Origin of the sequence: Streptomyces sp. NPDC057010, from assembly GCF_042673805.1 — a bacterium.
In the GTDB taxonomy this organism is placed as follows: domain Bacteria; phylum Actinomycetota; class Actinomycetes; order Streptomycetales; family Streptomycetaceae; genus Streptomyces.
Map to the genome: position 1 here is coordinate 202,333 of NZ_JBHUSC010000003.1, position 14,796 is coordinate 217,128.

The window sequence follows — 14,796 nt, forward strand, 5'->3', positions numbered from 1 at the left end:
GTCGGTGGTTCGAGGTCGGGTGCGGGGTCGCCGTCACTCCAGGCCTCCGTCGATGAGGGCGAAGAGCTCGTCGTCCGTCGCGTCGTCGAGGCCGTCCGTGGCGTCGTTGCCGTCGGACTTGGCGCCGGCCTCGCGCCCGCACAGGGCGAGCAGTTCGGCGAGGCGGTCGCCGATCTCGTCGCGGGCGGCCTCATCGGCGAGGAGCTGGACGAGTCCGGCCTTGATCCGGTCGAGTTCGGCGAGTACGGGCGCTGCCGTGGCGGCCGCCCCGTCGGCGGGTGCCGCGTCCCCGAGGTCGAACTGCTCCCGGAGGAAGCCGGCGACCTCGACGGGCGTCGGGTAGTCGAAGACGAGCGCGGTGGGCAGGCGCAGTCCGGTCGCGACGTTGAGCCGGTTGCGGAGCTCCACCGAGGTGAGCGAGTCGAAGCCGAGGGCCTTGAACGCCCGGTCCTCGTCGACGCTGTCGGGGTTGGCGTGGCCCAGTACGGTCGCGACCTGCGTGCGCACCAGGTCGATGAGCAGGGTGCCGCGCTCGGCCTCGGGCAGTGCCGCCAGGCGCTGTTCGAGGGAGACGCTGCTCTCGACGGCGCCTCCCGCGACGGCCCGGCGCGGGGTGCTGCGGACCAGGCCGCGGAAGAGCGGCAGGAGTCCGGCGCCCTGGCGGGCCAGGGCGGCCGTGTCGAGCTTGGTGGCCGCGACGACGGGGTCGCCGAGGAGCTGGGCCGCGTCGAAGAGCTCCATGCCCACGGTGGAGGACAGGGCGATCAGGCCGCCGCGGGCCATGCGCTTCAGGTCGGTCTCGTCGAGGTGGCCGGTCATGCCGCTGGCTTCAGTCCACAGGCCCCACGCCATGGAGACGGCGGGCAGGCCGCGGTGGCTGCGGTGCTGGGCGAGGGCGTCGAGGTAGGCGTTGGCGGCGGCGTAGTTGCCCTGGCCGCCGGCGCCCATGAGCCCGCCGACGGACGAGTACAGGAGGAAGAAGGACAGGTCCAGGTCCTCGGTGAGCTCGTGCAGGTGCCAGGCCGCGTCGGCCTTGGGCAGCATGACCCGGTCGAACTGCTCGCGGGTCATGTCCGCGATGACGCCGTCGTCCAGGACGCCGGCGGTGTGGACGACGCCGGTGAGCGGGTGCTCGACCGGCACGTCGGCCAGCAGCGCGGCCAGTGCCTCGCGGTCGGCGACGTCGCAGGCCGCGTAGGTGACCCGGGCGCCGAGCGCGGTGAGTTCGGCCTTGAGGTCCTCCGCTCCCGGTGCCGCCAGTCCGCGCCGGCTGGTGAGCAGCAGGTTGCGTACGCCGTACTCGGTGACGAGGTGGCGGGCGGCGAGGGTGCCGAGGCCGCCGGTGGCGCCCGTGATGAGGACGGTGCCCTCCGGGTCGGGCTTGGCGGGGACGGTCAGGACGACCTTGCCGACGTTGCGGCCCTGCTGGAGGAACCGGAAGGCCTCCGGTGCGCGGCGCACGTCCCAGGCGGTGACGGGAAGGGGCTTGAAGACGCCCTTCTCGAACAGCGCGAGGATCTCGACGAGCATCTCCTGCACCCGGTCCGGGACGCCGCCGACGGCGTCGGGCTCGGTGCGGGCGAGGACGGTGAGGTCGTAGACCTGGTAGTCGACGCCCGGGTGGTCGGCGGCGAGCCGGTCCGCGTCGCGGATGTCGGTCTTGCCCATCTCCAGGAACCGGCCGCCGGCCGGCATGAGGCGCAGCGACGCGTCGATGAACTCGGCGGCGAGGGAGTTGAGGACCACGTCCACGCCCCGGCCGTCGCTCATCTTCGCGAACTGCTCCTCGAAGTCGAGGGTGCGGGAGTTGGCGATGTGGTCGTCGTCCAGGCCGAGGGCGCGCAGGGTGTCCCACTTGCCGGGGCTGGCGGTGCCGTAGACCTCGGCGCCGAGGTACTGGGCGAGCTGGACGGCGGCGATGCCGACGCCGCCGGCGGCCGCGTGGACCAGTACCGATTCGCCTTCGCGGACCTGGCCGAGGTCGACGAGGCCGTAGTAGGCGGTCAGGAAGACCACGGGGACGGACGCGGCCTGGGCGAAGCTCCAGCCGTCGGGCATCCGCGCGATCAGGCGGCGGTCGCCGATGGCGACGGAGGCGAACGCGCCGTCGAACAGGCCCATCACCCGGTCACCGACGCGCAGGTCGGTGACGCCCGGCCCGACCTCGGTGATCACGCCGGCGCCTTCACGGCCCATCTGGGCGCCGTTCTCGGGGACGAGGCCGAGCGCGACGAGGACGTCGCGGAAGTTCAGGCCGGCCGCGCGCAGCGCGACCCTGACCTCGCCGTCGCGCAGCGGCGCGGCGACCTCGGGGCACGGGGCGATCGACAGGTTGGCCAGGGTGCCCTTGACGGGGGCGACCACACGCCATTCGGGGACGTCCGGCGTGCTGAGGCTGCCGGAGGGGCGGGCGATGCGGGCGGCGAGGAGTTCGCCGGAGCGCAGCGCCAGCTGGACCTCGCCCGCCTCGATGGCCGCGGCGAGCGCGGCGGCCGGGATGCCGGGGCCGTCCGTGTCGAGGAGGACGAAGCGGTCCGGGTTCTCGGTCTGCGCGGAGCGCAGCAGGCCCCACACGGTGGCCGCGGCGAGGTCGTTGACGGGTTCGCCGGACAGGACGGACTGGGCGTCGTGGACGAGGAGGACGAGCCGGGTCTCGGCGAACCGGTCGTCGGCGAGCCAGGTGCGCACGGTCTCCAGGGTCCGGTGCGCCGCGGCTCCCGCGGTGTGGGCATCGACGCTGCCGCCCCGGGGGATGGGCAGCAGGACGACCGCGGGAGCCGGGGCGCCCTCGGTCACCGAGCCGGTCAGTGCCGCCAGGTCCTGGTGGACGGTGGCACCGGCCGCTCCGGTGAGCTGGTGGCCGGCCGAGCCGATGAGGGCCCAGCCGGTGGCGTCGTGGGCCGCTCCGGGCTCCTGGGTGGGCAGGGCCGCCCAGTCGAGGCGGAACAGCGCGTCGTTGTGTGCGGAGCCCGCGCCCTGGAGGGCTTCGCGGGAGATGGGCCGCAGGGTGAGCTCCTCGACGGTGGCCACGGGGGCGCCCGCGCCGTCGGCGATGAGGAAGGACGCCGCGTCGGTGCCGGAGAAGGTGGCCTTCACGCGGAGCACGGAGGCTCCGGTGGCGTGGACGGTCACTCCGGACCAGGCGAACGGCAGTCCGGCCTGGCGGTCGCTGCCGGCGACTCCGGGGAGCAGCAGGTGCAGCGCGGTGTCGAGGAGGGCCGGGTGCAGTGCGAACTGTCCGGCGTCGGCGGCGAGTTCCTCGGCGAGGGCGACCTCGGCGAAGACGTCGTCGCCCTGCTGCCACAGGCGGCGCAGGCCCTGGAAGAGCGGCCCGTAGCCGAAGCCCTGGTCGGCGAGGCGGTCGTAGACGCCGTCGAGGTCGACCTCGGTGGCACCGGCCGGCGGCCAGGCGGTGAGTCCGGCCGCGGTGGTCCGGTCGGCCGCGCCGAGGGTGGCGGTGGCGTTGCGGGTCCAGGGCTGCTCCTCGCCGTCGGGGCGGGAGAAGATGCCCAGCTCGCGGCGGCCGGAGGCGTCGGGTTCGCCGACGGTCAGCTGGAGCTGGACGCCGCCGCGCTCGGGCAGGATCAGCGGCGCGGAGAGGGTGAGTTCCTCGATGGTGTCGCAGCCGACGCGGTCGCCGGCCTGGGTGGCGAGCTCGACGAACGCGGTGCCGGGCAGGAGGACCGTGTCGAAGACGGTGTGGTCCTTCAGCCAGCCGTGCGTCTGGAGGGACAGGCGGCCGGTGAGGATCAGGCCCTCGCCGTCGGCGAGGCCGAGGGCGGCGCCGAGCAGCGGGTGGCCCGCCGCGTCGAGGCCGGCCGAGGTGACGTCGCCGGTGGCGGCCTCCGCCGCCAGCCAGAACCGCTCGTGCTGGAAGGCGTAGGTGGGCAGGTCGACGCGGTGGGCGCCGGAGCCCTCGTAGTACGCGGACCAGTCGACGGGGACGCCGCCGACGAAGGCGGTGGCGACCGAGGTGAGGAGCTGGTCGAGGCCGCCGCGGTGGCGCCGCAGCGATCCGACGACGAGGCCGTCCGCGCCGGCCGCCTCGATGGTCTCGGCGAGGCCGACGGCGAGCACCGGGTGCGGGCTCATCTCGAGGAACACGTCGTGCCGCTGGGCGAGCAGGGCCCGTGTGGCGTCCTCGAACAGCACGGTCTGGCGCAGGTTGCGGTACCAGTAGCCGCCGTCCATCTCCGTGCCGTCGGCCCAGTCGGCGGTGACGGTGGAGAAGAAGGGCACCTCTGCGCGGCGGGGGCTGACCGGGGCGAGGAGCTCGGCGAGCTCCTCCTCGATCCGCTCGACGTGCGCCGAGTGGGAGGCGTAGTCGACGGGGATCCGGCGGGCGTCGACCTGGGCGGCCACGAGGGCCTCGTACAGCTCGTCGAGGGCGGCCGAGTCGCCGGAGACGACGGTCGAGGACGGTCCGTTGACGGCCGCCACGGAGATCCGCTCGCCCCACGGGGCCAGCTCGGCGACGGTCCGCTCCCGGGGCAGCGGCACCGACATCATCCCGCCGAGGCCCGCGAGGGCCTTCAGGGCCTGGCTGCGCAGGGCCACGATCCGGGCCGCGTCGTCGAGGGAGAGTGCGCCGGCGACGCAGGCCGCGGCGATCTCGCCCTGCGAGTGACCGAGGACGGCCGCCGGTTCGACCCCGTACGAGCGCCAGACGGCGGCCAGGGCCACCATGACGGCGAACAGCGTGGGCTGGACGACGTCGACGTGCTGGAAGGAGGACGAGGCCGGGTCGGCCGGGTCCTCGCGCAGGACGTCGAGGAGGTTCCAGTCGGTGTAGGGGGCGAGGGCGGCGGCGGAGGCGTGGATGGACTCGGCGAACACCGGGGAGGTGTCGAGGAGTTCGGTGGCCATGCCGATCCACTGGGAGCCCTGGCCCGGGAAGACGAACACGGTCTTGTCGCGGGTGGCGGTCGCGGTGCCGGTGACGACCGTGCTGTCGCCGCCGCCCGACGCGAGGGTGTCGAGGGCCGCCAGCAGGCCGTCGCGGTCGGCGCCCAGGACCACGGCACGGTTCTCGTGCAGGGCGCGGGTGCCGGCCAGCGAGAGGCCGATGTCCTGGGTGCGGGGGGCGTCCTCGGCGGCGGCGAAGCCGCGCAGGGCCTCGGCCTGGCCGCGCAGGGCGCCCGATCCGCGGGCGGACAGGATCCACGGGGTGACGGCGGGCGCCGTGCCCGTGGTCTGCGCCGCGGCCTGCGGGGCGTGCTCCAGGATGACGTGGGCGTTGGTGCCGCTGATGCCGAAGGAGGAGACGGCGGCCCGGCGGGCCCGCTCCGTGTCCGGCCAGGCGCGCTCCTCGGTGAGCAGCGCGACCGCGCCCGACTCCCAGTCGATCACCGGGGAGGGCTCGCTGACGTGCAGCGTCTTGGGCAGGACGCCCTCGCGCATCGCCATCACCATCTTGATGACACCGCCGACACCGGCGGCCGCCTGGCTGTGGCCGATGTTGGACTTGAGGGAGCCCAGCCACAGCGGCTCGTCCCCGGTGCGCTCCTGCCCGTAGGTGGCGAGCAGCGCCTCGGCCTCGATGGGGTCGCCGAGGGGGGTGCCGGTGCCGTGGGCCTCGACCGCGTCGACGTCGGCGGGGGTCAGGCGGGCGTTGGCCAGGGCCTGGCGGATGACGCGCTGCTGGGACGGGCCGTTGGGGGCGGTCAGGCCGTTGGACGCGCCGTCCTGGTTGACGGCGGTGCCGCGGACGACGGCGAGGATGTTGTGCCCGTTGCGCTGCGCGTCGGAGAGCCGCTCCACCAGAAGCAGACCGACGCCCTCGGCCCAGCCGGTGCCGTCGGCGCCCGCGGAGAAGGACTTCGAGCGGCCGTCGGGGGCCAGGCCCCGCTGGCGGCTGAACTCGACGAACGTGCCCGGCGTGGACATGACGGTCACACCGCCGGCGAGCGCCATGTCGCACTCGCCCGCCCGCAGGGCCTGCGCGGCGAGGTGCAGGGCCACCAGCGAGGAGGAGCAGGCGGTGTCCACGGTGATGGACGGGCCGGTCAGCCCGAAGGTGTAGGAGAGGCGGCCGGAGATGACGCTTCCGGTGTTGCCGGTGAGCAGGATGCCCTCCAGCTCCTCCGGCATCTGCCCGACCTTGGGCGCGTAGTCGTGGTACATGACGCCGGTGAAGACGCCGGTCTGGCTGCCCTTCAGGTCGGCCGGGTCGATCCCGGAGCGTTCGAAGGTCTCCCAGGCCGTCTCCAGCAGCAGGCGCTGCTGCGGGTCCATGCTGAGGGCCTCGCGCGGCGAGATCCCGAAGAAGCCGGGGTCGAACTCGTCGGCGTCGTGCAGGAAGCCGCCGTGGCGGACGTACGTCTTGCCGGCCCGCTCCGGGTCCGGGTCGTACAGGTCCTCGTCCCAGCCGCGGTTCTCGGGCAGGCCGGTGATGGCGTCCGTACCGGAGGCGACGAGCCGCCACAGGTCCTCGGGCGAGGCGACGCCGCCGGGGTAGCGGCAGGCCATGGCGACGATGGCGATGGGCTCGTCGGCGGTCGCGGCCGTGACGGCGCGGACCGTGCCGGCGGCGGCGCCCGCGTCGTCGGACAGTTCGGCCACCAGGTGCTCGACGAGCGCCTTGGGCGTCGGGTAGTCGAAGACGAGCGCGCTCGAAAGGCGCAGGCCGGTCGCCGAGTTGAGGCGGTTGCGGAGCTCGACGGAGGTGAGGGAGTCGAAGCCCAGCTCCTTGAAGGCGCGCTCCTGGCCGACGGCGGCCGCGTCACCGTGGCCGAGTACGGCGGCCACTTGGGCGCCGACCAGGTCGGTGAGCACCCGCAGCCGTTCGGCGGGGGTCAGCGGGGCGAGCCGCTGCCGCAGCGGCGCGGCGGCCGTGTCGCGGGCGGCGGCGCGGGCCCGGCGGGCCGGGCGCGGCGCGAGGTCCTTCAGCAGGGCGTGGACGTCGCCGCGTTCGGCCTGGGCGCGCAGCTGGGCGGTGTCCAGGTGCATCGGGACGAGCAGGGCCTGCTCGCGGCCGGGGCGGACGGCGGCGTCGAACAGGGCCAGTCCGTCGGCCTGCGCGAGCGGGGCGACGCCGGCCCGCGCCATGCGGGCGATGCCGGTGCCGTCGAGGCTGTCGGCCATGCCTCCGCCCTGCTCCCACAGGCCCCAGGCGAGGGCGGTCGCGGGCAGTCCGGCGGCCCGGCGGTGGTGGGCGAGGGCGTCCTGGAAGGTGTTGGCGGCGGCGTAGTTGCCCTGGCCGGCGGCGCCGATCAGACCGGAGATCGAGGAGAAGAGGACGAAGGCGTCCAGCTCCAGGCCGGCGGTCAGCTCGTGCAGGTGCCAGGCCGCGTCGACCTTGGGCCGCAGGACCCGCTCCAGCTGGTCGGCCGTCAGCCCCTGGACGACGCCGTCGTCCAGGACACCGGCGGTGTGCACGACGGCGGTCAGCGGGTGCTCGGCGGGTATCGCGGCCAGCACGCCGGCCAGCGCCTCGCGGTCGGCGACGTCGGCGGCGGCCACGGTGACCCGGGCGCCGAGCCCGGTCAGCTCGGCGGCGACGTCCTCGGCGCCCGGGGCGGCGGTGCCGCGCCGGCTGACGAGCAGCAGGTCGCGTACGCCGTGCTCGGTGACCAGGTGGCGGGCGAGGAGGGCACCCAGGCCGCCCGTGCCGCCGGTGATGAGCACGGTGCCGTCGGCGGTGAACGCGGGCTCGGCCGCCCGGGCGGGCTCGTCGGCGTCGGTGCGCGCCAGGCGCGGCGCGAAGGCGGCACCGGCCCGTACGGCGAGCTGCGGCTCTCCGCTCGCGAGCAGGGCAGGCAGCGCCCGGGCGGACTCCTCGGTGCCGTCGAGGTCGACGAGGACGAAACGTCCGGGTGCCTCGGTCTGCGCCGAGCGCAGCAGACCCCATACGGCGGCCTGCGTCAGGTTCCGGGCCTCGGTGTCTTCGCCGGCGGCGATCGCGTCCCGGGTGAGGACGGCGAGGGTCGTCTCCGCGAACCGCTCGTCCGCCAGCCACTGCTGTACGAGTTCCAGTACGTCCAGGGTCAGGGCCCCGGCGGCGGCGGGCAGGCCGGCCGCGCCGGAGGTGAGGGAGTCCACCGGCAGGAGGACGGCCGACGGCACGGTGCCGGCCGCGGTGAGGGCGGCCAGGTCGGCGTGGGCGGCGATGCCCTCGGGCAGGCCCGGGACCGTGGCGGTCCCGATGAGGGCCCAGTCGGCGGCCTGTCCGGCGGCCTGTCCGGCGGCCTCGGGGGCGCCGACCGGGGTCCAGGCCAGGCGGTACAGCGCGGCTTCCTGATCGGCGCGGGCGCCCTGCAGGGATGCGGCCGACGCCTGGCGCCACAGCAGCTCGCGCACGGTGGCGACGGGGGTGCCCGTGCCGTCGGCGGCGGTGATGGCCACGGTCTCCGGGCCGGTCCAGGTCAGGCGGACCCGCAGGGAGGAGGCCCCGGCGGTGTGCACGGTGACACCGGACCAGGCGAACGGGAGGGCGCTCGGCCGGTCCGCGTCGACGACCCCGCGCAGGAGCGGGTGGAGGGTGGCGTCGAGGAGCGCGGGGTGGAGGGCGAACTTACCCGCCTCGGTGCGCTGCTCCTCGGGGAGCGCGATCTCGGCGTAGAGGGTGCCGTCGGGCGTCCGCCAGGCGCGGCGCAGGCCCTGGAAGGCGGGACCGTAGGCGTAGCCCTCGGCCTCCAGGCCCTCGTAGGCGCCGTCGACGGGGATCTCGGTCGCGTCGGCCGGCGGCCACACGAGCAGCTCGGACTGCGGGGCGCCTGCGTCGGCGGCGGCGAGGACGGCACCGGCGTGACGGGTCCACGGTCGGCCGTCTCCCTCGCCGTCGGGGCGGGAGAAGATGCCCAGCTCGCGGCGGCCGGAGGCGTCGGGTTCGCCGACGGCGAGCTGCACCTGGACAGCGCCGCGCTCGGGCAGGACCAGCGGGGCGGCGAGGGTGAGTTCCTCGACGGTGTCGCAGCCGACGCGGTCGCCGGCCTGGGTGGCGAGCTCGACGAACGCGGTGCCGGGCAGGAGGACCGTGTCGAAGACGGTGTGGTCCCTCAGCCAGCCGTGCGTCTGGAGGGACAGGCGCCCGGTGAGGATCAGGCCCTCCCCGTCGGCAAGCTCGACGGCCGCACCGAGCAGCGGGTGCCCGGTGGAGGACAGACCGGCCGAGGACACGTCGCCGGCGGCGGAGTCGGCCGGCAGCCAGAAGTGCTCGCGCTGGAAGGCGTAGGTGGGCAGTTCGACGCGGCGGGCGCCGGAGCCCTCGTAGTACGAGGACCAGTCGACCGGGACACCGGTGGTGAACAGCCGGCCCAGGGCGGCGACGAGCTGCTCGGCCTCGGGACGTCCCTTGCGCAGTGCCGGGACGGCCGGGATCTCGGTGACCTCGGCCGCCATGGCGGTCAGGACGCCGTCGGGGCCGAGTTCGAGGAGGGACTCGATGCCGCGGACCTCAAGGGTGGCGACCGCGTCGGCGAAGCGGACGGGGCGGCGGACGTGGTTGACCCAGTAGTCGACGGAGGTGAGCTCTTCGGTCGTGGCCTCCTGGCCGGTGACCGTGGAGACGATCGGGATCTGCGGGGCGTTGAACGTCAGCCCGGCGACGACCTCGCGGAAGTCCTCCAGCATCGGCTCCATCAGCGGCGAGTGGAAGGCGTGGCTGACGGTGAGCTGCTTGAACTTCACACCCAGCGAACCGGCGATCTCCAGGACCTCGGCCTCAACACCCGCCAGGACGACAGAGGTCGGGCCGTTGACCGCGGCGATGCCGACGGAATCCTCACGGCCGGCGAGCAGCGGAAGAACCTGCTCCTCCGAAGCCTGGACGGCAACCATCGCGCCACCCGCGGGCAGCGCCTGCATCAGACGACCACGCGCCGAAACGAGCGCGGCAGCGTCCTCAAGGGACAGCACACCCGCCACGTGCGCGGCAGCGATCTCACCGATGGAGTGACCGGCCAGAACCTCCGGCTTCACCCCCCACGACTCGACCAGACGGAACAGCGCAACCTCAAGAGCGAACAGAGCAGGCTGCGTGTTCCCCGTCTCGTCCAGACCCTCACCAGAGAAGATCACCTCGCGGAGAGAGCCGTCCAGGTGCGACAGCACCTCGTCGAGAGCCGACGCGAACGCCGGGAAGGCCTCGTAAAGCTCACGGCCCATACCGGCCCGCTGAGCACCCTGACCCGTGAAGAGAACACCCACGCGACCCGACCCGGCCACACCCTCGACGACCTCGTCGCCGACGATCACAGCCCGGTGGTCGAAGAGCGACCGGGACGCCACCAGCGAGGCACCGATGTCCACCGGACGGGCGTCCGAACCGGCCACGAACTCCCGCAGCCGCTCGACCTGCCCCTTCAGCGCGTCGGCGGACCGGCCGCTGACGACGAGCGGAGCAACAGCCGGGGCGACGCCCTCGGCCACGGTCTCCTCGACCGCCGGAGCCTGCTCCAGCACCACGTGCGCGTTCGTACCGCTGACACCGAACGACGAGACCGCCGAGCGGCGCGGGCGGCCGGTCTGCGGCCACTCCCGCTGCTCACCCGCGAGCTCGACCGCGCCGGCCGACCAGTCGACCATCGGCGTCGGCTCGCCCAGGTGCAGCGTCTTCGGTACGACGCCCTCGCGCATCGCCATGATCATCTTGATTACGCCGGCCACACCTGCGGCGGCCTGGGCGTGGCCGATGTTGGACTTCAGCGAGCCCAGCCACAGCGGCTGTTCGGCCGTGTGCTCCTGGCCGTAGGTCGCGAGCAGCGCCTCGGCCTCGATCGGGTCGCCCAGCCGGGTACCCGTACCGTGCGCCTCCACGACGTCGACGTCCGCCGCCGTCAGGCGGCCGTTGAACAACGCCTGCCGGATGACCCGCTGCTGGGAGAGCCCGTTGGGGGCGGTGAGGCCGTTGGACGCGCCGTCCTGGTTGACGGCGGAGCCCCGGAGCACGGCCAGCACCTTGTGGCCCTTGCGCTGTGCGTCGGAGAGGCGCTCGACGAGCAGGAGCCCGACGCCCTCGGCCCAGCCGGTGCCGTCGGCGTCGGCCGAGAAGGACTTGCAGCGGCCGTCGGCGGCGAGACCGCGCTGACGGCTGAACTCCATGAACATGCCGGGCGTGGACATGACGGCCGCACCGCCGGCGAGGGCCATGGAGCACTCGCCGGAGCGCAGGGCCTGGGCGGCGAGGTGCAGGGCGACCAGCGAGGACGAGCAGGCCGTGTCGATGGTCATCGCCGGGCCGAGGAAGCCGAAGGAGTAGGCCAGGCGGCCGGACATGATGCTCGGCGTGCTGCCGGTCAGCAGGTGGCCCTCGACGCTCTCGGGGGCCTCGGACATCCGCGGGCCGTAGTCCTGGACCGTGGCGCCGACGAAGACACCGGTCTGCGTGCCGCGCACCGACTCGGGGTCGATGCCCGCCCGCTCGAAGGTCTCCCACGCGGTCTCCAGCAGCAGCCGCTGCTGCGGGTCCATGGCCAGGGCCTCGCGCGGGGAGATCCCGAAGAAGCCCGCGTCGAACTGCCCGGCGTCGTGGAGGAAGCCGCCCTCGACGGAGTACGTCGTACGGGAGCGCTCGGGGTCGGCGTCGTAGAGGCCGTCGAGGTCCCAGCCGCGGTCGGTCGGGAAGCCGGAGATGACGTCGGCGCCGTCGGAGACGAGCCGCCACAGGTCCTCGGGCGAGCCGACGCCGCCCGGGAGGCGGACGCCGATGCCGACGATCGCGATCGGCTCATCGGCGGCGTAGGCGGCGGGGAGCGCCTCGGTTCCCGTGGTGTCGGCGTCGATGTCCGCCGTCTCCGCGAGGATGTGCTCGACGAGGGCCCGCGGGGTCGGGTGGTCGAACAGCAGGCTGGAGGGCAGCCGCATGCCGGTCGCCACGGCGAGGCTGTTGCGGAGCTCGACCGTCATGTAGGAGTCGAAGCCCAGTTCCTTGAACTTGCGGCCCATCTCCACGGCGGTCACGTCACCGAGGACGGCGCCGACGTGGGCGACCACGAGCTCGGTGACGGCCTTCGTACGCCCGTCGGAGTCGAGCCCCTGGAGCTTCTGCGCGAGCAGGCTGGCGATCACGGCGGGGGCGGGCGCGTCGGACAGCACGGTGTCGGGCCAGTAGCGCTCGCGCTGGAAGGCGTAGGTCGGCAGCTCGACGCGACGGGCGCCGGAGCCCTCGTAGTACGCGGACCAGTCGACCGGGACACCGGTGGTGAACAGCCGGCCGAGGGCGGTGACGAGCTGCTCCGGCTCGGGACGGCCCTTGCGCAGTGCGGGGACCGCGGGCGCCATCGCGGACAGGACCGCGTCGGGGCCGAGTTCGAGGAGGGACTCGACGCCCTGCGCCTCGATGGTGGCGACCGCATCGGCGAACCGGACCGGGCGGCGGACGTGGTTGACCCAGTAGTCGACCGAGGTCAGCTCCTCGGCGGTGGCCGGCTCGCCGGTCACGGTGGAGACGATCGGAATGCGCGGGGCGTTGAAGGTCAGCCCGGCGACGACCTGGCGGAAGTCGTCGAGCATCGGCTCCATCAGCGGCGAGTGGAAGGCGTGGCTGACGGTGAGCTGCTTGAACTTCACACCCAGCGAACCGGCGATCTCCAGGACCTCGGCCTCAACACCGGCCAGGACCACGGACGTCGGACCGTTGACGGCGGCGATGCCGACAGAGGCCTCACGGCCGGCGAGGAGCGGAAGGACCTGCTCCTCGGACGCCTGGACGGCAACCATCGCGCCGCCGGCAGGCAGCGCCTGCATCAGCCGGCCACGAGCCGAGACGAGAGCGGCAGCGTCCTCCAGCGAGAGCACGCCGGAGATGTGCGCGGCGGCGATCTCACCGATGGAGTGGCCGGCCAGAACCTCCGGCTTCACACCCCACGACTCGACCAGCCGGAACAGCGCAACCTCAAGGGCGAACAGAGCCGGCTGCGTGTTCCCCGTCTCGTCCAGGCCCTCGCCCGAGAGGATGACCTCGCGCAGCGAGCCGTCGAGGTGGGACAGCACCTCGTCGAAGGCGGCGGCGAACGCCGGGAAGGCTTCGTACAGCTCACGGCCCATACCGGCCCGCTGAGCACCCTGACCCGTGAACAGCACGCCCACGCGGCCGGACCCGGCCACACCCTCGACGACCTCGTCGCCGACGATGACCGCCCGGTGCTCGAACAGCGAGCGGGACGCCACCAGCGAGGCACCCACGTCCACCGGACGCGCATCCGAAGCCGCGACGAACTCCCGCAGCCGCTCCACCTGCGCACCCAGCGCGCCGGCCGTACGGCCGCTCACCACGAACGGCGTCACGGCCGGAGCCACGCCCTCGGCCGCCGGCACGGTGACCGGCGCCTGCTCCAGCACCACGTGCGCGTTCGTGCCGCCCATGCCGAAGGAACTGACGCCCGCCACGAGCGGCCGGTCGGCCTGCGGCCAGGTGCCGGCCTCGGTCTGGACGTGCAGGTTCAGCTCGGTGAGCGGGATCGCCGGGTTGGGGGTCTCGTGGTTGAGGGTGGCCGGGAGGGCGCGGTGCTTCACGGCGAGGGCGGTCTTGATCAGGCCCGCGATGCCGGCGGCGCCTTCCAGGTGGCCCAGGTTGGTCTTGACGGAGCCGACGTGCAGGGGCTGGTCCGCGTCGCGGGCGCCGCCCAGGACGGCGCCGAGGGCCGCGGCCTCGATCGGGTCGCCGACCGGGGTGCCGGTGCCGTGCAGTTCGACGTACTGGACCTCGCCGGGTTCGATGCCGGCGCGCTCGTAGGCGCGGCGCAGCACGTCCTCCTGGGCCTCGCGGCTCGGCGTGGTGAGGGAGTCGTCGCTGCCGTTGTTGACGGCGCTGCCCTTGATGACGCAGTAGATGTCGTCGCCGTCGGCCAGCGCGCGGGAGAGGGGCTTCAGGAGGACGGCTCCGCCGCCCTCGCCGCGCACGTACCCGTTGGCCCGGCTGTCGAAGGTGTAGCAGCGCCCGTCCGGGGACAGGCCGCCCCAGCGCGCGGAGAGTTCGGTGGTCTCGGCCAGGATGCTGAGGTTGACGCCGCCGACGATGGCGGTGTCGGCCTCGCCGCCCCGCAGGCTCTCGCACGCGAGGTGGACGGCGACCAGCGAGGAGGACTGGCCCGAGTCGACGATCAGGCTGGGGCCGTTGGTGCCGAGGAAGTACGAGATCCGGTTGGCGATGATGCTGCGGTGGATGCCCGTGGTGGTGTGCTGGGTGGCGCTGTCGACGCCGTCGCGGTAGATGAGCTTGGCGTAGTCGTCCCAGATGGTGCCGACGAAGACACCGAGCCGGCTGCCCTTGACGTCCGCGGGGATGACGCCCGCGTCCTCGAGGACCTCCCAGGCCAGCTCCAGCATCAGGCGCTGCTGGGGGTCCATGTAGACGGCCTCGCGGGGCGAGATGCCGAAGAACGCGGGGTCGAACTCGTCGATCCGGTCCAGGAAGGCGCCGTGGCCTTCGCCGGCCCAGCGGTCCGCCGGGATTCCGGTGACGGCGTGCCGGCCCGAGTTCAGCAGTTCCCAGAAAGACCCCGGAGTCGGCGCCTGCGGAAATCGGCAGGCAATTCCGACCACTGCGATCTCGTCATTCTGATCGACTGAGTCGCCATTTACGACGGATGCAGCGTCCATCATCTCTCAACCTCACCATAACCAAATCGACGGCATTTTCGAGATCGCGCACATTGCTTGCTCTCAGGCTTGACCCTAACGATCAACGCCCCTCTTGAGAGCCCCTAAAGTTCCCCTAGCCGGGGACTTGACATATTCGGAGCGGGCAAAAGCGGGGGGGGGGGGGCGGGGGGGGGGGGGGGGGCCCCCCCCCCCCCCCCCGGCGCCCACCAAAAAAAACCAAAAAAGACACAGCGCCGCCGGGGCGGGCGCCGCGGC

1 protein-coding gene is annotated in these 14,796 nt (G+C 73.7%); it reads right to left on the bottom strand.

Annotated elements, in window-relative coordinates:
* Nucleotides 1–33: 33 nt before the first annotated feature.
* Complete coding sequence (locus tag ACFTXQ_RS05265) at nt 34–14,538, bottom strand: SDR family NAD(P)-dependent oxidoreductase (protein WP_382636262.1); 14,505 nt, start codon at nt 14,536–14,538, stop codon at nt 34–36.
* Between the last annotated feature and the right edge of the window lie 258 nt (nt 14,539–14,796).

Coding starts and splice junctions, on each gene's coding strand:
- ACFTXQ_RS05265 (WP_382636262.1), bottom strand. CDS start 14,538: ATGGACGCTGCATCCGTCGTAAATGGCGACTCAGTCGATCAGAATGAC.